At 38.8% G+C, this 20,734-nt stretch carries 18 protein-coding genes, 1 tRNA gene and 1 other annotated feature; all 19 genes read left to right on the top strand.

Annotation, left to right across the window (positions count from 1 at the left end; translation table 11 throughout):
• Positions 1-130: 130 nt before the first annotated feature.
• The 19 genes from LZP85_RS16330 to tig all read left to right on the top strand — a co-directional run bounded on the left by LZP85_RS16330 (position 131) and on the right by tig (position 20,366).
• Positions 131-2,128, top strand: a complete 1,998-nt coding sequence (locus LZP85_RS16330; RefSeq protein ID WP_076512647.1) for a penicillin-binding transpeptidase domain-containing protein — start codon at positions 131-133, stop codon at positions 2,126-2,128.
• Between the two features lie 389 nt (positions 2,129-2,517).
• Complete coding sequence (locus LZP85_RS16325) at positions 2,518-3,135, top strand: DUF47 domain-containing protein (RefSeq protein WP_119543220.1); 618 nt, start codon at positions 2,518-2,520, stop codon at positions 3,133-3,135.
• 13 nt (positions 3,136-3,148) lie between these two features.
• Positions 3,149-4,150, top strand: a complete 1,002-nt coding sequence (locus LZP85_RS16320) for an inorganic phosphate transporter (RefSeq protein WP_025907857.1) — start codon at positions 3,149-3,151, stop codon at positions 4,148-4,150.
• 224 nt (positions 4,151-4,374) lie between these two features.
• Positions 4,375-4,794 (top strand): MarR family winged helix-turn-helix transcriptional regulator, encoded by a 420-nt coding sequence (locus LZP85_RS16315; protein ID WP_035319955.1) that lies wholly within the window; start codon positions 4,375-4,377, stop codon positions 4,792-4,794.
• A 10-nt stretch (positions 4,795-4,804) separates the two neighbouring features.
• The gene (gene racE, locus LZP85_RS16310; protein ID WP_119543219.1) at positions 4,805-5,599 is read left to right on the top strand and encodes a glutamate racemase; all 795 of its coding nucleotides are present in this window, start codon (positions 4,805-4,807) and stop codon (positions 5,597-5,599) included.
• A 122-nt stretch (positions 5,600-5,721) separates the two neighbouring features.
• Positions 5,722-6,807: a GerMN domain-containing protein gene (locus LZP85_RS16305; protein ID WP_119543218.1), complete on the top strand. Its 1,086-nt coding sequence runs from the start codon at positions 5,722-5,724 to the stop codon at positions 6,805-6,807.
• Positions 6,808-6,986: 179 nt separating this feature from the next.
• Complete coding sequence (gene rph, locus LZP85_RS16300; protein WP_062954416.1) at positions 6,987-7,709, top strand: ribonuclease PH; 723 nt, start codon at positions 6,987-6,989, stop codon at positions 7,707-7,709.
• Positions 7,710-7,745: 36 nt separating this feature from the next.
• Positions 7,746-8,342: an XTP/dITP diphosphatase gene (locus LZP85_RS16295; RefSeq protein ID WP_061785002.1), complete on the top strand. Its 597-nt coding sequence runs from the start codon at positions 7,746-7,748 to the stop codon at positions 8,340-8,342.
• A gap of 14 nt (positions 8,343-8,356) precedes the next feature.
• Entirely contained in the window at positions 8,357-8,866 is a 510-nt protein-coding gene (locus tag LZP85_RS16290) for a metallophosphoesterase family protein (RefSeq protein WP_061785003.1), read from the top strand.
• A 126-nt stretch (positions 8,867-8,992) separates the two neighbouring features.
• Positions 8,993-9,066, top strand: a tRNA-Arg gene (locus tag LZP85_RS16285).
• Positions 9,067-9,385: 319 nt separating this feature from the next.
• Positions 9,386-9,635 (top strand) — a binding site (T-box leader).
• Positions 9,636-9,728: 93 nt separating this feature from the next.
• Positions 9,729-11,435 carry an acetolactate synthase large subunit gene (gene ilvB, locus LZP85_RS16280; protein WP_119543291.1) on the top strand — a complete coding sequence of 569 codons (1,707 nt, stop codon included), beginning with the start codon at positions 9,729-9,731 and terminating at the stop codon, positions 11,433-11,435.
• Positions 11,432-11,944, top strand: coding sequence for an acetolactate synthase small subunit (gene ilvN, locus LZP85_RS16275; RefSeq protein ID WP_025908570.1), 513 nt, complete (start codon positions 11,432-11,434; stop codon positions 11,942-11,944). The genes ilvB and ilvN overlap by 4 nt, the downstream gene beginning before the upstream one ends.
• A gap of 59 nt (positions 11,945-12,003) precedes the next feature.
• Positions 12,004-13,029 carry a ketol-acid reductoisomerase gene (gene ilvC / locus LZP85_RS16270; protein WP_025908569.1) on the top strand — a complete coding sequence of 342 codons (1,026 nt, stop codon included), beginning with the start codon at positions 12,004-12,006 and terminating at the stop codon, positions 13,027-13,029.
• Entirely contained in the window at positions 13,016-14,548 is a 1,533-nt protein-coding gene (locus tag LZP85_RS16265; protein WP_025908568.1) for a 2-isopropylmalate synthase, read from the top strand. Before ilvC ends, LZP85_RS16265 begins: the two co-directional genes overlap by 14 nt.
• Before the next feature lie 27 nt (positions 14,549-14,575).
• Positions 14,576-15,685 (top strand): 3-isopropylmalate dehydrogenase, encoded by a 1,110-nt coding sequence (gene leuB / locus LZP85_RS16260; protein WP_025908567.1) that lies wholly within the window; start codon positions 14,576-14,578, stop codon positions 15,683-15,685.
• Positions 15,686-15,744: 59 nt separating this feature from the next.
• Complete coding sequence (gene leuC / locus LZP85_RS16255) at positions 15,745-17,160, top strand: 3-isopropylmalate dehydratase large subunit (RefSeq protein ID WP_061785017.1); 1,416 nt, start codon at positions 15,745-15,747, stop codon at positions 17,158-17,160.
• A gap of 11 nt (positions 17,161-17,171) precedes the next feature.
• Positions 17,172-17,765, top strand: coding sequence for a 3-isopropylmalate dehydratase small subunit (gene leuD, locus LZP85_RS16250; protein ID WP_119543217.1), 594 nt, complete (start codon positions 17,172-17,174; stop codon positions 17,763-17,765).
• Between the two features lie 101 nt (positions 17,766-17,866).
• Positions 17,867-18,871: a tetratricopeptide repeat protein gene (locus LZP85_RS16245; RefSeq protein WP_119543216.1), complete on the top strand. Its 1,005-nt coding sequence runs from the start codon at positions 17,867-17,869 to the stop codon at positions 18,869-18,871.
• A gap of 208 nt (positions 18,872-19,079) precedes the next feature.
• The gene (tig, locus tag LZP85_RS16240) at positions 19,080-20,366 is read left to right on the top strand and encodes a trigger factor (RefSeq protein ID WP_076512652.1); all 1,287 of its coding nucleotides are present in this window, start codon (positions 19,080-19,082) and stop codon (positions 20,364-20,366) included.
• Positions 20,367-20,734: the final 368 nt, after the last annotated feature.

Below are 20,734 nucleotides of genomic sequence, written 5' to 3'. Positions count from 1 at the left end.
TGATTTTTTGTCGAAAACAATCATATGTGTATGATGTATAACAAATGGACGAAAAGAGTTGCTTAAATTGGGAATATATATGTAAAATTTAATATTGCAGGAAAAAAGTACAATTAAAGGGGATGAATAGATGAAAAAATTGAGCTTGTTTTGTTTGATGATGTTAATCATGATTATAGCGGGCTGTTCAAATGAAGAAGCAGCGAGCGATCGCTTTGAACAATATGTGAAGCTTTGGAATGACCAAAAGTTTGAAGACATGTATTCTTATCTATCTCAAGAAGCTAAAAAAGATTTGACAAAAGATGAGTTTGTAGCTAGATATCAAAATATTTATGGCGGAGCTGAGGTAAAGAAATTAAAAGTAAAGGCCATAAAATCTGAGGGAAAGCCAGAAAATAATGAAATTTCTTTACCGTTTGAAGTAAGTATGGACACGGCAGCTGGGAAAGTTTCTTTTAAAGAAAACGCGCTATGGGTTGAAGAAAAAGTTGATGATAAAAACAAGTGGAGCGTATCTTGGAAACCCAGCATGATTTTTGAGGGAATGACGGACGGAGATGAAGTAAGCGTTAAAACATTGCGAGCTGAGCGAGGAGAGATTACCGATCGTTCTGGAAGTTATTTAGCTCAGAATGGAAATGCTTCTCAAGTAGGCATTGTACCAGTAAAATTCAAGGCGAAGATGGATGAGAATAAAGAGAGCTTAAGCAAGCTTTTAAATATATCCACTGAAGAAATAGATAAGGCGCTTAATGCTTCATGGGTAAAAGAAGATCAGTTTGTGCCAATCAAAACAATGACAGAAGATGAAGCTTTAAAAGGAGAAGAGCAGCTTCTAGGCATTGAAGGAGTTCAAATTAATAATGTACCTGCACGTGTTTATCCATGTGCTGAAGCGTGTGCACACTTAGTAGGTTATGTAGCCCCTGTGACGGCAGAGTTTTTGAAACAACATAAGGGTGAAGGATACAACTCCCAGTCTAGCGCTGGTTTAATTGGTATAGAAGCTCAATACGAAGAGACGCTGCGTGCCAAAGATGGAGCAGTAATTTCGATTGTGGGTTCTGATGGTAACGTAAAGAAAGAAATTGCGAGTAAGGAAGCTGAAAACGGAAAAAATGTGCAGCTGACAGTAGATGTAGCAATGCAGAAAAAGCTATATGAACAAGTAAAAGATGAAAAGGGGCTCGGGGTTGCGATTCATCCTACAACAGGAGATGTATTAGGAATGGTTAGTGCACCTTCTTTTAATCCAAACCATTTTTCTTTAGGAATTACATCTACAGAGTACAGTAAACTGTCTAACGACGCAGCTAAGCCGTTACTGAACCGTTTTAACAAAACATATTCACCTGGCTCTACATTTAAATTACTATCGGCAGCATTGATTGCTGACAGTGAGAAGTTTGATTTGAATGAAAAGAGAACAATCGGTGATAAATGGCAAAAAGATAGCAGTTGGGGCGATTTTTATGTCACGCGTGTAGGTAATCAACCTAACGTCAATTTTCGAGATGCGCTTGTCACATCAGATAATATTTATTTTGCCCAAGCAATAACGGAATTAGGAGTAAAAGCGTTTGAGCAAGGTAGCAAGAAGTTTGGTTTTAACGAAAAGTTACCAATCGAGTTTCCGTTTCAAACGTCTAAAATTTCACAAAGCAATTCTATAGACTCTGAACTTCTCTTAGCAAATTCAGCATATGGACAAGGAGAAGTGCAGATTAGTCCTCTTCATCTAGCATCTGTATATTCGTCTATTGTAAACGATGGGAATATGATTAAACCAAAGCTTGTTATGAATGAGGAAACAGAGCCTGAGTTTTGGAAAGAGGACGTAATGAGTAGTGAAGCAGCTTTAAAGATCAAAGAAAGCTTAATTGGCGTTATTGAAGATCCTAATGGGACAGCGAAAGAAGCGAAAATAAGTAACTTAACGCTTGCTGGAAAAACTGGTACAGCAGAATTGAAACTTTCTCAAGGTGAGAAAGGAAAAGAAAATGGTTGGTTTGTAGCGGTAGATACTGAGTCACCACATTTACTAGTAGCTATGATGGTTGAGGATGTAAAAAAAGGTAGTCATGATGTTACGCCAAAGGTAAAAAATATATTTAGCCAAAAATAACAATTAAATAAGAAAAAAAGAGGGGGAGAATTTAAGTACTCCCCTTCTTCTTTGTTTCGATTTAATTTTCAGAATAAATAAAAATGTTAAAAGTTTGTAAACCCCAATATTATCCAACGGTTTGTTATCCCTTGATACAACAAGGGTTTATATAATAAGAGAATAAGATTGTAAAGTGGGGTCTTTACAATTCGTCTGAAAACATATTGACATTCGTTCATAATAGGAGTAATTTTTGTTTTGGTATTAAAAAATTCAGTGAAAAAGCTAAGTTTTTGTCGAACGATGTAAAGAGATATAATCTACGATGAAAGCTTAATTAAAATAGGGACTGAAAAAATACATAACGAGTCCTTATAAAGGTTAATAAATTGGATGGAGGCTTTACCGTGATTAAAAGGAAAAAAGACAAATTTTCTGAAATGTTGCTTGATATTGCTCAAAACCTAAAAGAATCAGCTGACTTTTTAGGCAACTTTGAATTAAACAATGTATCAGATTTAAAAGAATTCGCTAATGTATTAAAAGCATACGAATCAAAAGGTGACCAATATGTTCATACAGTAATTACAGAACTGAATAAAGCATTTATCACACCGATTGAACGTGAGGATATTTTACAATTAGCGATGAGTCTAGATGACGTATTAGACGGTATTGATAACTTTGCAGCTATGCTGGAAATTTACTCAATTGCAAAATTTGATGAGTATGTAAAAGAATTTGTGAAGAATATTCAAAGTTGTACAGCTGAAATTTTAGTAACAATTAATCTTTTATCTGAAAAGAAATTATCTCAAATTAGTGCACATGCAATTAAAATTAAAGAATATGAGTCACAATGCGATATTTTATATAGAAGAGCGTTGAAGCAATTATTTTCTACATGTAAAGATCCAATTCAAGTAATCCAGTATAAAGAAATTTATGAAATATTAGAAGAGGTGGCAGATTACTGTCAAACTGTTGCTAATAATTTAGAGACAGTTATCATGAAGAACGCGTAAAGGGGCAATAAAATTGGATTCACTGTTACTTTTAACTATCCTTGTTGTCGTTGGAGCGCTTGCCTTTGATTTTATCAATGGCTTTCATGATACAGCAAATGCAATTGCTACGTCTGTTTCAACCAAAGCGTTAAAGCCTAGACATGCAATTATTATGGCGGCAACAATGAATTTTATAGGAGCAATGACTTTTACAGGAGTTGCAAAAACAATTACAAAAGATATCGTTGATCCATTTACACTTCAAAATGGATCAGTTGTAATACTAGCTGCGTTAATCGCTGCGATTGCATGGAATTTAATTACGTGGTATTACGGAATACCAAGTAGTTCGTCACATGCTATCATCGGTGCAATTGCGGGAGCTGCCATTGCAGCAGCGGGATTTGGTGCATTAAACTATGGCGGTTTTATCAAAATTATTCAAGCTCTTATCATCTCACCAATCCTTGCTTTTGTTGTTGGTTATATTGTATATACCATCATAAAGCTAGTCTTTAAACATAATAGTAATTTATCTAAGACTAACAAGCAGTTTCGTCATGTTCAAATCTTAACAGCGGCATTACAATCTTACACTCACGGAACGAACGATGCTCAAAAGGCGATGGGGATTATTACAATGGCCTTAATTGCAAACAATATGCAGAGCTCAACTGATATTCAGTGGTGGGTACAGCTCTCTTGTGCATTAGCAATGGGAATTGGAACATCAGTTGGTGGTTGGAAAATCATCAAAACAGTTGGTGGTAAGATTATGAAAATTCGTCCGGTTAACGGTGTAGCGGCAGACTTAACAGGTGCTGCGATTATTTTTGGAGCGACGTTTATTCACCTACCAGTTAGTACGACGCATGTTATTTCATCATCAATTCTTGGTGTTGGTTCAGCTCATCGTATTAAAGGTGTTAAATGGGGGACGGCACAGCGTATGTTAATTACATGGGTTATTACGTTGCCAATCTCCGCTACGTTAGCAGCAATTGCGTATTTCATCTTAGATCTATTCTTTTAAAGAAGCTCAATTCCTGAGCTTCTTTTTTTAGTTATCTAAACGAAGGGTTAGATTTTAGGCAGCTGTTTAAGTTCTAGCTTGAAAAAGAGCGTGAAAAAGAGGACAATAAACATGATAGTTACGAAGATACGTAGGGCGCTATGCGTTTAAATAAAAATAGAAATAAGGTGAATTCCTTAGAAAGTTAGAAAGGTGGTATATGATTGCGAGATCAAGATGAAAGCATGGTAGCAGAGTTGGAAAGGTCGCTTCGACATATTGAAGCAATCATTAAACAAAAAGGTAGAGAAATTTTAGGGCAGTATTCGATTACTCCGCCCCAATTTATTGCATTGCAGTGGTTGTTTGAGCGTGGAGATATGACAATCGGTGATTTGTCTAATCGAATTTATTTAGCCTGCAGTACCACAACTGATTTAGTAGATCGTATGGAAAAGAACAAATTGGTGATGAGAGTAAAAGATCCAAAAGATAGACGAGTTGTTCGTATCCATCTGCTTCCAGAAGGAGAGCGGATTATTGAAGAAGTAATTTATAAAAGAAGAGGTTATCTAGAAGGTGTACTAAGTGACTTCTCAGAAGAGGAAATAAAAGATCTTCAAGGTAAATTAAAGAGATTACATGATGAAATGAAAGAAAAATGAGGCGATTTTTGTGAGTAGACCAATAGGTGTTATTGATTCAGGTGTAGGTGGATTAACTGTTGCGAAAGAGATTATGAGACAGCTTCCGAAAGAACAGATTATGTATATCGGAGACACAGCTCGCTGTCCATACGGGCCCCGACCCAGTGAAGAAGTGAAAGCTTTTACTTGGGAGATGACGAACTATTTAGTAGAGCGTAATATAAAGATGCTCGTCATTGCCTGTAATACAGCCACGGCTGTTGTACTTGAGGAGATTCAGCAGCAGTTAGATATTCCTGTACTTGGAGTCATTCAACCTGGTTCTCGTGCAGCGCTTAAAGTGACGAAAAATCACAAAATAGGTGTCATAGGGACAAACGGTACGGTCAAGAGTCAGGCGTATACACATGCTCTTAAAGCTTTGCATAATCGAGTAGAAGTAGATAATCTAGCCTGTCCACTATTTGTACCGTTAGTCGAGAGCGGTAATTATGAAAGTGACGAAGCTTTACAGATTGTAAAGGAAACGCTAAAGCCGTTGACTAACACGGATATTGATACGTTGATTTTAGGATGTACTCACTACCCGCTGTTACGACCCGTTATTCAACAGGTAATTGGAAGTGGTGTCCAGCTGATAAGCTCTGGTGAAGAGACAGCTATTGAGGTGAGCGCTATCTTATCTTATAGTAATTTACTAGCATCAAGCGGTGAATTACCTGAGCATCAATTCTTCACAACAGGATCAGTTGAACTTTTTCAATCTATTGCATCGAAGTGGTTTGAGCATCCGGTGTATAACGTAAATCATATTGTTTTATAATCTACACAAAAGGAGCAGTGAGAGGTCGCTGCTCCTTTCGTATGAAAAAATAAATTCCTTCGGTCTAAAATAAAAAAAGGCTCGTATACATAATAGTACAAACCGTCTGAGGAGGGGAAGAAATGTCTAAAAAGACAAATCTTATCATGGTGTCAGCAGTGGTAGCTACATCGGTACTATTATCGGGATGTGGGATGTTTGGCGGTGAAAAAACGGCAGAAATTGATCCACCAAAAGATGTCACCTACGTTAAAGATGAAAAAGCATTGGAAACTGAAGGTAAAGTAGCAAAAGAAGGAAGCGATCAGAAGAAAGAAGCAGCAAAGTCTAAAGCTGAAAATAAGACAGAAGTTTATTTGATTGATAAAAACGGCTACGTTGTGCCTCAAACATTAACTATGCCGAATGAAAAAGGTGTTGCGAAACAATCGCTTGAGTATTTAATTGAAGGTGGAGAAGTTTCAAATCTCTTGCCAGATGGTTTCCGAGCGGTGTTGCCAGCGGATACTCGCGTGTTAGGAACGAAATTAGAAAAAGATGGAACGATGATTGCTGATTTTTCACCTGAGTTTGCCAATTATAAAAAAGAAGATGAACTTCGTATTTTACAAGCAATTACCTGGACACTTACTCAGTTTGACGGGGTAGAAAAAGTTAAGCTTCGTATTAATGGCTATGATAAAGATACAATGCCAGTTAATAACACGCCGATTAGCAAAGGATTAAGCAGAGCGGATGGTATTAACTTTGATAATTCAGGTGTTGTGAATATTACTCAAACAAAGCCGGCTACGGTTTATTATTTAGCTCAAAACGGGAAGCACACGTACTACGTTCCTGTTACGAAACGAATCAAGGTGAATGAAAGCGATATGTATACAGCTATTGTTAATGAATTAGTGGAAGGCCCATCTGCTTCTTCAGGGCTTGTTACAGACTTTAATCCAGATGCGCAGCTTGTATCTAAGCCGAAATACGCGGACGGTGAGCTAACGTTAACGTTCAATGAAAATATTTTTGGTAATCTGAAAGGAAGCAAAGTATCTCAACAAGTACTAGATTCACTTGTCCTTTCATTGACAGAGCAAACAGGTGTTGAAAGCGTTGCGATTAAAGTAGACGGTAAGAAGACGTTAACGAATGAAGAAGGGAAAAAATTAACTGAACCGGTGTCTCGACCGAAAAATGTGAATACAAAAAGTTTCTAAAAAGGTTTTTCACTATATTGATGATAAACATAAGAAGAGGTACGCTTATAAAAGCGACCTCTTTTCTTATTCGATAGGTATGCTTGTTAATGATATAGGTATATAATGAAAGGTGTTGTGCTTTACAGCGTTCATACGAAATGATACATATAAAAAATTATATTTAAGGAGGAGAATATATGCGCAATGATGGTCGAAATCAAAAGGAAATGCGTCCGGTTACGATTAAAACGGACTACTTAAAGCATCCTGAAGGTTCTGTATTAATATCTGTAGGAGATACAAAAGTAATTTGTACAGCAAGCATTGATGATCGAGTACCGCCTTTTATGCGTGGTCAAGGGAAAGGTTGGATTACAGCTGAATATTCTATGCTTCCGAGAGCAACGCAACAGCGAAATATCCGTGAATCTACTAAAGGAAAAGTGACGGGGCGTACAATGGAAATTCAGCGTTTAATTGGGCGTGCTCTCCGCGCGGTTGTAGATTTAGATAAAGTTGGCGAAAAAACAATCTGGATTGATTGTGATGTTATTCAAGCTGATGGGGGAACGCGTACAGCATCCATTACCGGAGCGTTTGTCGCAATGACGCTTGCTTTTGAAAAGCTGCTTAAAGAAGAAAGAATGAAGGAAATGCCAATTACAGATTATTTAGCCGCTACGTCTGTTGGAATGCACCGTGAACATGGTGCGATTCTAGATTTGAATTACGAAGAAGACTCAACTGCAGAAGTTGATATGAACATTATTATGACAGGGCAAGGTAAATTTGTTGAGCTGCAGGGAACAGGTGAAGAAGCAACGTTTTCTAAACAAGAGCTTAATGAATTAATTTCGTTGGGGGAAAGCGGAATTAAGCATCTTATTGAAGCGCAAAAACAAGTGCTTCAATCGCTCTAAGCAAAGCTGTTAACATTAGATGTGGAGGAGATTAAGATGGTTCGAGAAGTCATTATTGCAACAAAGAATGCAGGGAAAGTAAAAGATTTTAAAACACTTTTTTCTTCTAAAGGCATTGAAGTTAAGTCGTTGCTAGATTTTCCTGAGATTGCTGATGTTGAAGAAACGGGAACAACTTTTGCTGAAAACGCCATTTTAAAAGCTGAAGCAATCTCACATACATTACATACTGCCGTTATAGCGGATGATTCTGGTTTATCTATTGATGCGTTAAATGGCGAACCGGGCGTGTATTCAGCGCGATATGCTGGCGAACAAAAGGATGATAATGCTAATATAGAGAAGGTACTAGAAAAGTTGAGCGGTGTGCCGTTTGCTGAACGAACGGCAAGGTTTCATTGTACGCTGGCTCTTTCTGTACCAGGAAAAGACACGATTACGGTAGACGGAACGTGTGAAGGATATATCTTGGAAGAGAAAAGAGGAGAAAATGGCTTTGGCTATGATCCAATCTTCTATATCGAACGGTGGAAGCGTGCAATGGCGGAATTGACGAAAGAAGAAAAGAACACAATTAGCCACCGAGCAAACGCACTAAAAAAGCTTGAACCACTGATTGATGCCCAATTTTAAAGGAGTGATGACGTGTGAAACTATTGATTGTAAGCGATAGCCACGGATTACAAGATGAGTTAATCGTAATTAAGGAGAGACATGCAGATGTAGATAAAATGATACACTGTGGTGACTCAGAACTTTTGCAAAATAGTAAAGAAATGGCGAACTTTTTAAGCGTTCGTGGAAATTGTGATTACGATGCATCCTATGTCAACGATCGCGTTGAAAAAGTGGGAGAAGCTACATGTTTGGTAACACACGGTCATTTATATAACGTCAAAATGTCAATGATGAATCTTCACTACAAGGCAAGGGAAGTAGGGGCAAATGTCGCATGCTTCGGTCACTCTCACGTTGCAGGAGCAGAAGTAATGGACGGCGTATTGTTTATTAATCCCGGAAGTATTTTACTGCCGCGTATGAGAAAAGAGCGCACGTATGCTATACTTGAGGTTGAAGATAATGAAGCAACCGTTCAGTTTTATGATATAAGTGGTGAGCATATTCCTAGCATGCAGCTGACGTGCACGCTTGCTTAAAAAATAAATAAAATAAATGAGAAGAGAAAATTTCTCCTCTCTTCTCATTTATTTTTTAAAAAAACATTGACTTTTTAATTATATTTAAATATAATTAAAAATGTCTTTGAAACAATTTAGTAATATGTCCCAGTAGCTCAGCAGGATAGAGCAACGGCCTTCTAAGCCGTCGGTCGGGAGTTCGAATCTCTCCTGGGACGTCCAAAAAGCCTACTTTTTATCTTAAGATAAAAAGTAGGCTTTTTGTTTTGTTCTCCTAAGAAGTACAAATGAACTCGATAGAAAAACTTTTTTAAAATCATCTCATCCTTAGAGCCTCAACGATGAAAGCGTATCCAAAAATTCTGTTTAGTCTAAATTATCTAAAAAATATTCAAAAAACGGTTGACTATGTATAAAAATGGGCGTAAGATAGTCCTCAAATATAAGTTTTCTAAAAATTTTAATTAGTTGAAAACGTTAGTTTTCTCTGTTATTTGAAAGTGGAAACCTGAGAATAACAGAGAGATGAAATAATGAATTAAAACGTTGAAGAGGATAAGTAATTTTGATAGTTTGGTATCAACAGAGAGTCGGGTTGCTGGAAGCCGACGTTACCAGATCAAAGTGAACTCACCTCAGAGTGTCATCCTGAATTGAGTAAGGGTGGCCGAGTGTTATTCCAACACACTCGTTATCAAAACGAATGTTTATACATTCATGAGGTAGTCTTCGTGACTACAAATGAGGGTGGTACCGCGTAAAGTACAAAAGACTTTTCGCCCCTTGACCTATCTTAATAAAGTGGGTCTTTGTCAGGGGTGGAGAGTCTTTTTTTCTTTTTATTAAGAAAACGAAAGGATGAGAAAAAGTGGGAGCCAATATGCAAACAAAAGAGCCAGCAAGCATTGGGAAACAAATGAATGGATCTGACATGTTGATTGAATCTCTAAGAAGAGAAAATGTTGACGTCATTTTCGGTTACCCAGGAGGAGCTGTCTTACCAATTTATGATAAGCTTTACGGCTCAGGAATGTTTCATGTACTTGCTCGTCATGAGCAGGGTGGGATTCACGCAGCCGAAGGGTATGCGAGAATTTCTGGTAAGCCTGGTGTTGTCATTGCTACAAGTGGACCTGGTGCTACAAACATTGTAACTGGTTTGGCAGATGCAATGATTGACTCACTTCCTTTAGTTGTATTTACGGGGCAAGTAGCGTCAAGTGTAATTGGTTCAGATGCGTTCCAAGAAGCCGACGTATTGGGAATTACAATGCCGATTACCAAGCACAGCTATCAAGTACGTAAAGTCAGTGATTTGCCAAGAATCATTAAAGAAGCATTTCACATTGCAACAACGGGAAGACCTGGTCCAGTATTAATTGATATTCCAAAAGACATGGCGCAAGGAGATGGCGAATTCAGCTATGAAGGTGAGGTTAACTTACCTGGCTATCAGCCTACATACACGCCAAACCAGCTGCAGGTTAAGAAATTAGCCGAAGCGGTAACAGCTGCTAAAAAGCCAGTTATTTTAGCAGGCGCGGGTGTATTGTTAAGTAAAGGTTCAGAAGAATTAAAAAATTATGCAGAAAAGCAAAACATTCCTGTTGTGAACACGCTGCTAGGCTTAGGCTGTTTTCCGGCGGATCATCCGCTTCATTTAGGAATGGCCGGCATGCACGGCACGTACACAGCAAACATGGCGATTTATGAGAGTGATCTTCTCATCAGTATCGGAGCTCGCTTTGATGATCGTGTAACAGGCAATTTAAAGCACTTTGCACCAAATGCTAAAATTGCGCACATTGATATCGATCCCGCTGAAATCGGTAAAAATGTACCAACGAAAATCCCAATCGTGGGAGACGCAAAAGAAGTGCTGTCACAGCTTCTTTTACAAGATGGCGAAACAGGAGATTATACGAAATGGCATGAGAAATTAGCTGGGTGGAAACAAGAATATCCTTTATGGTATGAGAACTCTTCAGAAGTGTTAAAGCCTCAAAAAGTGATTGAGCTACTGCATCAATATACGGATGGAGATGCCGTAGTGACAACAGACGTAGGTCAGCATCAAATGTGGGTTGCTCAATACTATACGTTCAACAATCCAGACCGATGGGTAACTTCGGGCGGTTTGGGAACAATGGGGTTTGGTTTACCTTCTGCCATTGGTGCACAGCTGGCAAATAAAGATAAAACAGTTGTAGCAGTTGTTGGAGATGGTGGCTTCCAGATGACGCTTCAAGAATTAGGTGTCATTCATGAGCTTAATCTACCTGTGAAAGTGGTTATATTAAACAATCATTCTCTTGGAATGGTTCGTCAGTGGCAAGAAATCTTCTATGAAGAGCGTTATTCTCATTCACTGATTCCGAATCAGCCAGACTTTATGAAACTAGCGGAAGCTTATGGTATTAAAGGGCTTCAAGCAACGACTGAAGAAGAGGCACACGCTGTATTAAAAGAAGCGATGGAGACGGATGGTCCAGTGTTAATGAACTTCTTCGTAGCACCAAAAGAAAATGTGTATCCGATGGTTGCTCCTGGAAAAGGACTTCATGAAATGGTGGGGGTGAAACCGTGAAGCGGATTATAACAGCAACAGTGTTAAATAGAGCAGGCGTATTAAATAGAGTAACAGGGTTGTTCACCAAAAGAAATTTCAATATTGAAAGTATTTCAGTAGGTCATACCGAATCAGAAGACGTATCGCGCATGACGTTTGTAGTAAACGTGGAAGACGATGGCGCTGCTGAACAAGTAATTAAGCAATTAAACAAGCAAATTGATGTCTTAAAAGTTCAGGACATTACTGAACAGGCCGTTGTTTCACGCGAGCTTGCTTTAATGAAAGTAGCTTCAACACCAGCGAGCCGAAATGAGCTGTATGCAGTTATTGAGCCATTTCGAGCAACCATTCTTGATGTTAGCCGAGATAGCTTAATCATCCAGGTAACAGGTGAATCAAGTAAAATCGAAGCGATGATTGATCTACTTCAGCCATACGGACTGAAAGAAGTAACGCGAACGGGTACCGTAGCTGTACCGCGCGGAACGCAAAAAGTAGCTGCAAAGTGGTCATCAATTATTTAACTAAGATATAAACCAAAAATTAACCTATAAAAATTAAAAACAAAGAGGAGAGATTTATTATGACAAAAGTATATTATAACGGTGACGCAAAGGATCAATTCTTACAAGGTAAAACAGTAGCAATCGTAGGATACGGTTCACAAGGTCACGCTCATGCACAAAACTTACGCGATAGCGGAGTAAACGTAGTTGTTGGTTTAAGAAAAGGTAAATCATGGGAGCAAGCTGAGCAGGATGGATTCACAGTTCTTTCAGTGAAAGAAGCTGTACAACAATCTGAAGTTGTGATGGTCTTATTACCAGATGAGCATCAACCAAAAGTATATAATGAAGAAATTTTACCAGGATTAAAGCCAGGAAAATCATTAGTTTTTGCACATGGTTTCAACATTCACTTCAACCAAATCGTTGCTCCTGAATTTGTAGATGTATTCTTAGTAGCTCCGAAGGGTCCAGGACATCTTGTGAGAAGAACATATGAAGAAGGTGCGGGTGTACCAGCTCTATTTGCTGTATTCCAAGACGTAACTGGTGAAGCAAAAGAAATTGCGTTAGCATACGCAAAAGCAATCGGATCAGCTCGTGCTGGTGTATTAGAAACAACATTTAAAGAAGAAACAGAGACTGATTTATTCGGTGAGCAAGCAGTTCTTTGCGGTGGCTTAACATCATTAGTAAAAGCAGGTTTTGAAACGCTTGTAGAAGCAGGCTATCAGCCAGAAGTTGCATACTTCGAGTGTTTACATGAATTAAAATTAATCGTTGACCTTATGTATGAAGGTGGATTAGCAGGAATGAGATATTCAATTTCTGATACTGCTCAATGGGGTGACTTCGTATCAGGGCCACGCGTTGTAGATGAGCGTTCAAAAGAACAAATGAAAAAAGTGCTTGAAGACATCCAAACAGGTAAATTTGCTAAAGGCTGGATCCTAGAAAACCAAGCAAATCGTCCAGAGTTTACAGCAATCAATAACAGCGAAAATGAGCATTTAATTGAAAAAGTTGGTGCGCAGCTACGTGAAATGATGCCATTTGTAAAAAAACAAAAGAAAGAAGCGGTGGTCGCTAGTGCAAAAAATTAACCTATTTGACACGACGCTACGAGACGGGGAACAATCACCTGGAGTTAATCTAAACCTACAAGAAAAGCTTGAGATTGCAAAACAGTTAGAGCGTTTAGGAATTGATGTAATCGAAGCAGGTTTCCCAGCTTCTTCAAAAGGCGATTTTCAATCGGTGAAGGAAATTGCGTCGACTGTCAAAGATTCTTCTGTAACAGGCCTTGCAAGGTCTGTTACACAGGATATTGACATCGCTTGGGAAGCCTTAAAAGACAGTGCTGAACCAAGGCTGCACGTATTTATTGCTACTTCTCCAATTCACTTGGAGCATAAGTTGAAAAAGACACCAGAGCAAGTGCTAGAAACAGCGGTTGAAATGGTGAAATACGCAGCGAAAAAGTTTCCGATTGTTCAATGGTCTGCTGAAGATGCATGCCGAAGCGAATTACCGTTTCTAGCACAAATTGTAGAAGCTGTCATTGATGCAGGGGCTAAGGTTGTTAATATTCCGGATACGGTTGGTTATACAACGCCGGCTCACTACGGATCTGTGTTTCAATATTTAAAAGAAAATGTTTCAAACATTGATAAAGTGTCATTGTCTGCTCATTGTCATGATGATTTAGGCTTAGCAGTAGCGAATTCACTTGCTGCAATTGAAGCAGGAGCAACACAAATTGAAGGGACAATCAACGGGATTGGTGAGCGTGCTGGAAATGCGGCTTTAGAAGAAGTTGCACTTGCCTTAAATATTCGCAAAGATTTCTATCAAGCGGAGTCAGGCCTGGTTTTACCAGAAATTAAGCGAACAAGCGATTTAATTAGCAAGCTAACGGGCATGACGATTGCACCAAATAAAGCAATTGTAGGTAAAAATGCTTTTGCTCACGAATCTGGTATTCACCAAGATGGTGTCTTAAAAAACCCATTAACATACGAAATTATTTCCCCAGAACTTGTTGGGGTGAAACAAAACCCGATTGTGCTTGGGAAGCATTCTGGAAGACATGCATTCCGTACACGCTTAGTAGAGCTAGGGTTTGTTCTAGAAGATGAGCAAGCGAACGTTCTATTTGAAAAATTTAAGGACTTAGCAGATAAAAAGAAAGACATCACAGATGATGACTTGTTTGCACTAGTAGTGCACAAGCAGGTTAATCACGATGTTGAATACAAGCTAGAAGGACTTCAAGTACAGTATGGTATTAATAATATTCCAACTGCTACAATCACGCTTCAGCGTAAGAATGGAGACGTTGTTCAAGAAGCGGCGACGGGATCAGGGAGCGTTGAAGCAATTTACAATACGCTGGCACGTTGTTTAGAACAAGATGTAAAGCTATTAGATTATCGCCTACAGTCCATTAACGGTGGACCGGATGCGCTGGCAGAGGTATTTGTTAAAGTAGAAAGTGACGGTGTGGAAGTAAGCGGAAGAGGCGTAGCATTTGATGTACTAGAGTCATCGGCAAAGGCTTATATCAACGCAATTAACCGCTTATTCGCAGTTAAGCAGCACCGCGTTGAGCAAGAAGTGTAATACGTAGACAAGAAGGGAGAGACTATCATGACAAAAAAGGTAGCGGTGTTACCTGGAGACGGAGTTGGGAAAGAAGTTACAAAAGGTGCAATCGACGTCTTAAACGCCATCGGTCAACGCTTTAACCATCAGTTTGAATTTAGCTATGGGTTAATCGGAGGAGCTGCTATTGATACAGAAGGAGTACCACTTCCAGAAAGTACAGTAGCGGTTTGTAAAGAAGCGGATGCAGTATTGCTTGGGGCTGTAGGTGGTCCTAAGTGGGATGCCGTTCCTACACAGCTCCGTCCAGAGCGAGGCTTATTAGCAATTCGTAAAGAACTGGACCTTTATGCTAACTTGCGTCCAGTTACTTATTATGATAGTTTAGCAGATTCTTCTCCTTTGAAAAAAGAATATATTCAAGACGTTGATTTTATTATCGTACGTGAGCTAACAGGCGGCTTATATTTTGGAAAACCAAGCGAACGCCGCACAAATGGGAGTGAAGAAGTCGTTGTAGATACGCTCTATTACAAGCGTGAAGAAATTGAGCGTATCATTCGCCAAGCATTTGAAACAGCAAAAGTTCGTCGTCAAAAGGTTACGTCTGTTGACAAAGCGAACGTATTGGAGTCAAGTCGTTTATGGCGTGAGATTGCTGAAGAAGTATCAAAAGATTATCCTGAAATTGAGCTTGAACATATGCTAGTGGATTCAGCAGCGATGCAGCTTATTCGTAATCCAAAGCACTTTGACGTAGTCGTTACTGAGAACATGTTCGGAGATATTTTAAGTGATGAAGCTTCGATGCTAGCTGGATCTTTAGGGATGTTACCATCTGCTAGTTTGACGTTAAACGGACCTTCTCTTTATGAACCTGTTCATGGCTCTGCACCAGATATTGCAGGCCAAAATAAAGCTAATCCAATCGCAGCTATTTTATCAGCAGCGATGATGTTAAGACATTCATTTGGTCTTGAAGAAGAAGCGAAAGCAGTGGAACAAGCGGTAGAACACGTATTAAATGCTGGTCATCGTACAGCAGATTTAGCGAACGGCTCACATTATTTATCAACTGAAAAAATGGTAGAAGCAATTGTTGATACGATTGCTGACGATTCTGCAATTGTTAACATTATGACAGCTTATAGTTAATCATGCGTTTCTCACCTTTATGTGAGAAACGTTTTTCATAACTGGAAAGGAGGAGCAAGATGAAAGCAAAGAACATTATTGAGAAACTATGGGAACAACATGTAGTACGCCAAGAAGAGGGGAAGCCGGATTTATTATACATTGATCTTCATCTTATTCACGAAGTAACGTCACCTCAAGCATTTGAAGGCTTACGTGTTGCTGGGCGAAAAGTAAGGCAACCCAATTTGACGTTTGCAACGATGGATCACAACATTCCGACCGTTGACCGCTTCAACATCAAAGATCCAATTGCAAAAAAACAAGTTGATACGTTATCTGCAAACTGCGCTGAGTTCGACGTGAGGCTGTTAGACTTAACGAATGAAGAACAAGGAATCGTTCATATTATTGGACCGGAATTAGGTTTAACGCAGCCTGGTAAGACAATTGTATGTGGGGATAGTCATACATCTACCCACGGAGCGTTTGGTGCATTAGCATTTGGTATTGGTACGAGTGAAGTTGAGCACGTATTAGCTACTCAAACGCTTTGGCAAGCCAAGCCAAGAACGATTCAAGTAAAAGTGGATGGCCAAAAGAAGCCTGGTGTATTCGCAAAAGATATCGTACTAGCGATTATTCAGAAGTTTGGTGTGAACTTTGGAACAGGTTCTATCATCGAATTTACGGGAGATTGCATTAAGCAGCTTTCAATGGAAGAGCGTATGACCATTTGTAACATGTCCATCGAAGCAGGAGCAAAAGCAGGCTTAATCAGCCCTGATGAAGTAACTTTTTCTTATATTAAAGGAAGAGAATATGCACCAAAAGGTGAAAAGTTCACTGAAGCAGTTGAAAAGTGGAAAGCGTTAGCTTCGGATGAAGGCGCAGAATATGATCAAACGCTAGAAATTGATGCAAATGAAATCGAGCCTGTTGTGACATGGGGAACAAATCCTGCGATGAGTTCGTACATTAGTAAAACAGTTCCTACATTTGAATCATGTAACACGGATTCAGAACGCAAATCATTGGAAAGAGCGCTAGACTACATGGGGTTAACTCCGGGTATGGCAATTGAAGATATTCCAATTCAACACGTATTTATTGGTTCCTGTACGAACGCTCGCTTATCGGATCTACGTGATGCAGCTTCTTTTATAAAAGGAAAGAAAGTATCACCGAATGTGCGAGCAATGGTTGTACCAGGTTCTCAGAAAATTAAACGTATTGCTGAAGAAGAGGGGATTGCAAAAACGTTTGTTGAAGCTGGATTTGAATGGCGTGATTCAGGATGTAGCATGTGTTTAGGGATGAACTCGGATTTAGTTCCTCAAGGGGAACATTGTGCTTCCACGTCAAACCGTAACTTTGAAGGACGTCAAGGTAAAGGGGCACGAACTCACCTTGTTAGTCCAGTGATGGCGGCGGCAGCAGCAGTATATGGTCACTTTGTAGACGTTCGTAAATTACAAGAAGAAGCTGTGAGATAAGGAGAGGTAACATGAATGCATTTACAGTTGAAACAGGAAAAGTAGCCGGGATGGACCGCTCTAATGTCGATACAGATCAAATTATTCCAAAGCAATTTTTAAAGCGCATTGAGCGTACTGGTTTTGGAAAATATTTATTTTTTGATTGGCGATACAATGAAGATGGAGTAACGCCAAATCCTAGCTTTGAGCTAAATGCGCCTGAAAATGAAGGAGCAACAATCTTAGTTGCAAATGAAAACTTCGGATGTGGTTCTTCACGTGAGCATGCACCGTGGGCATTGTTAGATTACGGCTTTAGAGCCATTGTGGCGCCATCTTTTGCAGATATCTTTAAACAAAATTGTCTAAAAAATGGAATTCTACCAATTGCATTACCAGTTGAAGATGTTGAGTATCTATTGAAGGAATCAAAAGCAGCTGATTATAACTGCACGATCGATTTACATCAGCAAACAATTTCAGACGAAGCTGGATTCAAACGAACGTTTGACATTAATAGCCATTGGAAATATATGCTTGTAAATGGGTTTGATGAAATTGGTTATACGTTATCGTTTGATTCTGACATTGATCAGTATGAAAACAATACCGTTCGTTATTGAAAAAAGCTGGGCAAAGTTACCTCTTTGCTCGGCTCTTTTTTGCGTTCTATTAGACAACTTGCTAAACTGTATAGCAAAGAAATGTGAAGTGAGGAGAGAATATGACCGAGCAAAAGCGAGATAATGTAATTGCGTTTCCTCATTTGCAAGAGCGTTTAGTAGAAAAAGCGAAAGAATATCTACAGAATAAACGCTTTAATGAGGCTCTGCATTTATTTAAGCAAGCATACGAAATAGGCCAAGAGCACCGAGACGTATTGTTCGGGCTAGCTGTATGTTATTTAGAACTAGGAGAGGTTGAAACAGCTAAAACGCTTTGTAAAAAGATGTTGCATGAAGACATAGGACATTACTATGATAATCTACAAATGCTTTTAATGATTCTTATCCAGCTTGGTGAGTATAAAGAAGGCTATGAAACCTTGCAGGCTGTTATAGAAGAACATGATGTACCCGCTGAGGATCAAGAGCAAATTAATCAGCTCTTAGCATTTTGCTTATCGAGAATGAATCAAGAAAAGGACATAGAAGGACAAACAGAGCAGGAGCAGCTTACGCGTTTAAAAGATTTCTTAAATGAGACGGTCGTTTCAAATCAGATTGATCATTTACACACGCTCCCTCTTCATCGAATGAATCAGTATAGCTTCTTCTTACAAGAGCTATTCACAAATGAATCCGTTCATCCCATTGTGAAAACCGAGGCTCTTAAAATATTAATGAAGGAACAGGTTAACCATGACTTTCACATCAACAAATTTCAGCGTGAGAAAAAAATTAATCCGCTCACTTTACAGCAAATAATACCATCTCCGTTAGCCATTCATGTTGAGAAATCCCTGAGGGAAAAGTTGGAACACGAAAATCCCACTATGCTCCAAGCAAGCTTAGAGATTTGGAATCGTTATTTATATGTTTTATTTCCATTCAGTCCGGTTAATGAACATGTAGGTATCTGGGTGGAGGCGTTATGCGCACTCGCAACTGAATTATATGGTGAAGAGGTTGACGCTGAGCAAATCGCACTGATGCATAACTTCTCTGCTGAGGATTTAAAACAAGCTATTAAACACCTAAAGGAAATTGAAGAAATTTCTTTGATATAAAATGAGGTGTTTTGTTGAAACGTCATTGTTGTATGTTATAATATAATGGTTGTAAAATGCACTTAAACAAGTATAGTAGAATTTCATCTTTACATCACGTTCCTACTTACTTTAAAGTAATAGGGAGTTCGATAGATAATGAAGGAAACATTGATCTCATTATCAGAGTGAAAATCACTACTTAAAATGATTTTGGAGGGAAATATACATGTCTGCAAAATGGGAAAAACAAGAAGGTAATCAAGGCGTTTTAACAGTAGAAGTTGAAGCTGCTGAATTCGATAAAGCCTTAGATAAAGCATTCACAAAAGTTGTTAAACAAGTAAACGTACCAGGTTTCCGTAAAGGGAAAATGCCACGTCCACTATTTGAAAAACGCTTTGGTGTAGAATCTTTATACCAAGATGCACTAGATATCTTATTACCAGAAGCTTACAGCAATGCTGTTGCTGAAGCTGGTATCGAGCCAGTAGATCGTCCGGAAATCGATGTTGAAACAATCGAAAAAGGACAAGACTTAGTTTTCACTGCTAAAGTAACAGTTAAGCCTGAAGTGAAATTAGGCGAATACAAAAACTTAGAAGTTGAAAAATTAGACGCAACAGTAACTGACGAAGACGTTGAAGCTGAATTAAAATCTCTTCAAGAGCGTCAAGCTGAGCTAGTAGTAAAAGAAGAAGGCGCTATTGCTGAAGGCGATACTGCTGTAATCGACTTTGAAGGATTCGTTGATGGAGAAGCATTCGAAGGCGGAAAAGGTGAGAACTATTCATTAGAAATCGGTTCTAACACATTTATCCCAGGCTTTGAAGAGCAATTAGTAGGTTTAGAAGTTGGCGCTGAAAAAGACGTTGAAGTAACGTTCCCAGAAGAGTACCATGCTGAAGAGCTTGCTGGTAAAAAAGCAACTTTCAAAGTGAAAGTACACGAAATCAAAGCAAAAGAATTACCAGCATTAGACGATGAATTTGCTAAAGATGTAGACGAAGAAGTAGAAACTTTAGAAGCATTAAAAGCGAAAACAAAAGAAAACCTACAAACTGCAAAAACAAACGAAGCTGAATCAGCTCTACGTGATGCATTAGTAGAAAAAGCTGCTGAAAATGCAGAAGTAGAAATTCCAGAAGCAATGTATGCAACTGAAATGGATCGTATGATGCAAGAATTCGAGCAACGTTTACAAATGCAAGGTTTAAACCTTGAGCTATACTTCCAGTTCTCTGGTCAAGATGAAAAAGCTTTACGTGACCAAATGCGTCCAGACGCTGAAAAACGCGTGAAGATTAACTTAACGTTAGAAGCTATTTCTCAAGCTGAAAATCTTGAAGTAACTGACGAAGAAGTAGAAAAAGAATTAGAGAGCATGGCAGGAATGTACAACATGCCTGTCGAAGAAATTAAGAAAGTGCTTGGCAGTCTTGAAACAGTTAAAGCTGACATGAAGATTCGCAAAGCTATAGAATTTCTTGTAGAAAACAGCAAAGCTGTAGCATAATAATAGTAAAGAACAAGGCGCGACTTGATCGTGCCTTGTTTTATAACCTTCAAAATTTTTTTCATACCATAACGACACGCCAGCACGCTGTTTTGTTCAATTGTCAAAAATCCGTAGTTATGAAATTGGCTTAATAAGCTGACAATACATAATAGCCAATCGATGCTTTTCGCTCATCAAGTGTTTATACATAAAACGTTTTAGTATCTATTCCGAAAAATGTATGATAAAATGCAATACAAATCTTTTCATACATGGGAAACTCGGTATGATAAAAGGTCATGCTTTTACTAAGAAGAGGAAGAGCAGTTGGCAAATAACTCGGATTAAGTGAGCTTCCAGCACTTTAGTCATTACTATAAGGGGTG

Source organism: Priestia flexa (genome assembly GCF_021441905.1).
In the GTDB taxonomy this organism is placed as follows: domain Bacteria; phylum Bacillota; class Bacilli; order Bacillales; family Bacillaceae_H; genus Priestia; species Priestia flexa.
The sequence above is the reverse complement of the archived record's forward strand: the minus strand, read 5'-3'. Positions and strand labels throughout refer to the sequence as shown.

Excerpts from the sequence above, each read along its gene's own strand:
- rph (WP_062954416.1), top strand. The coding sequence starts at position 6,987 with ATGCGCAATGATGGTCGAAATCAAAAGGAAATGCGTCCGGTTACGATT.
- ilvB (WP_119543291.1), top strand. The coding sequence starts at position 9,729 with ATGCAAACAAAAGAGCCAGCAAGCATTGGGAAACAAATGAATGGATCT.
- LZP85_RS16295 (WP_061785002.1), top strand. The coding sequence starts at position 7,746 with ATGGTTCGAGAAGTCATTATTGCAACAAAGAATGCAGGGAAAGTAAAA.
- leuB (WP_025908567.1), top strand. The coding sequence starts at position 14,576 with ATGACAAAAAAGGTAGCGGTGTTACCTGGAGACGGAGTTGGGAAAGAA.
- LZP85_RS16245 (WP_119543216.1), top strand. The coding sequence starts at position 17,867 with ATGACCGAGCAAAAGCGAGATAATGTAATTGCGTTTCCTCATTTGCAA.
- LZP85_RS16305 (WP_119543218.1), top strand. The coding sequence starts at position 5,722 with ATGTCTAAAAAGACAAATCTTATCATGGTGTCAGCAGTGGTAGCTACA.
- ilvC (WP_025908569.1), top strand. The coding sequence starts at position 12,004 with ATGACAAAAGTATATTATAACGGTGACGCAAAGGATCAATTCTTACAA.
- leuC (WP_061785017.1), top strand. The coding sequence starts at position 15,745 with ATGAAAGCAAAGAACATTATTGAGAAACTATGGGAACAACATGTAGTA.
- tig (WP_076512652.1), top strand. The coding sequence starts at position 19,080 with ATGTCTGCAAAATGGGAAAAACAAGAAGGTAATCAAGGCGTTTTAACA.
- LZP85_RS16315 (WP_035319955.1), top strand. The coding sequence starts at position 4,375 with ATGGTAGCAGAGTTGGAAAGGTCGCTTCGACATATTGAAGCAATCATT.
- LZP85_RS16330 (WP_076512647.1), top strand. The coding sequence starts at position 131 with ATGAAAAAATTGAGCTTGTTTTGTTTGATGATGTTAATCATGATTATA.
- leuD (WP_119543217.1), top strand. The coding sequence starts at position 17,172 with ATGAATGCATTTACAGTTGAAACAGGAAAAGTAGCCGGGATGGACCGC.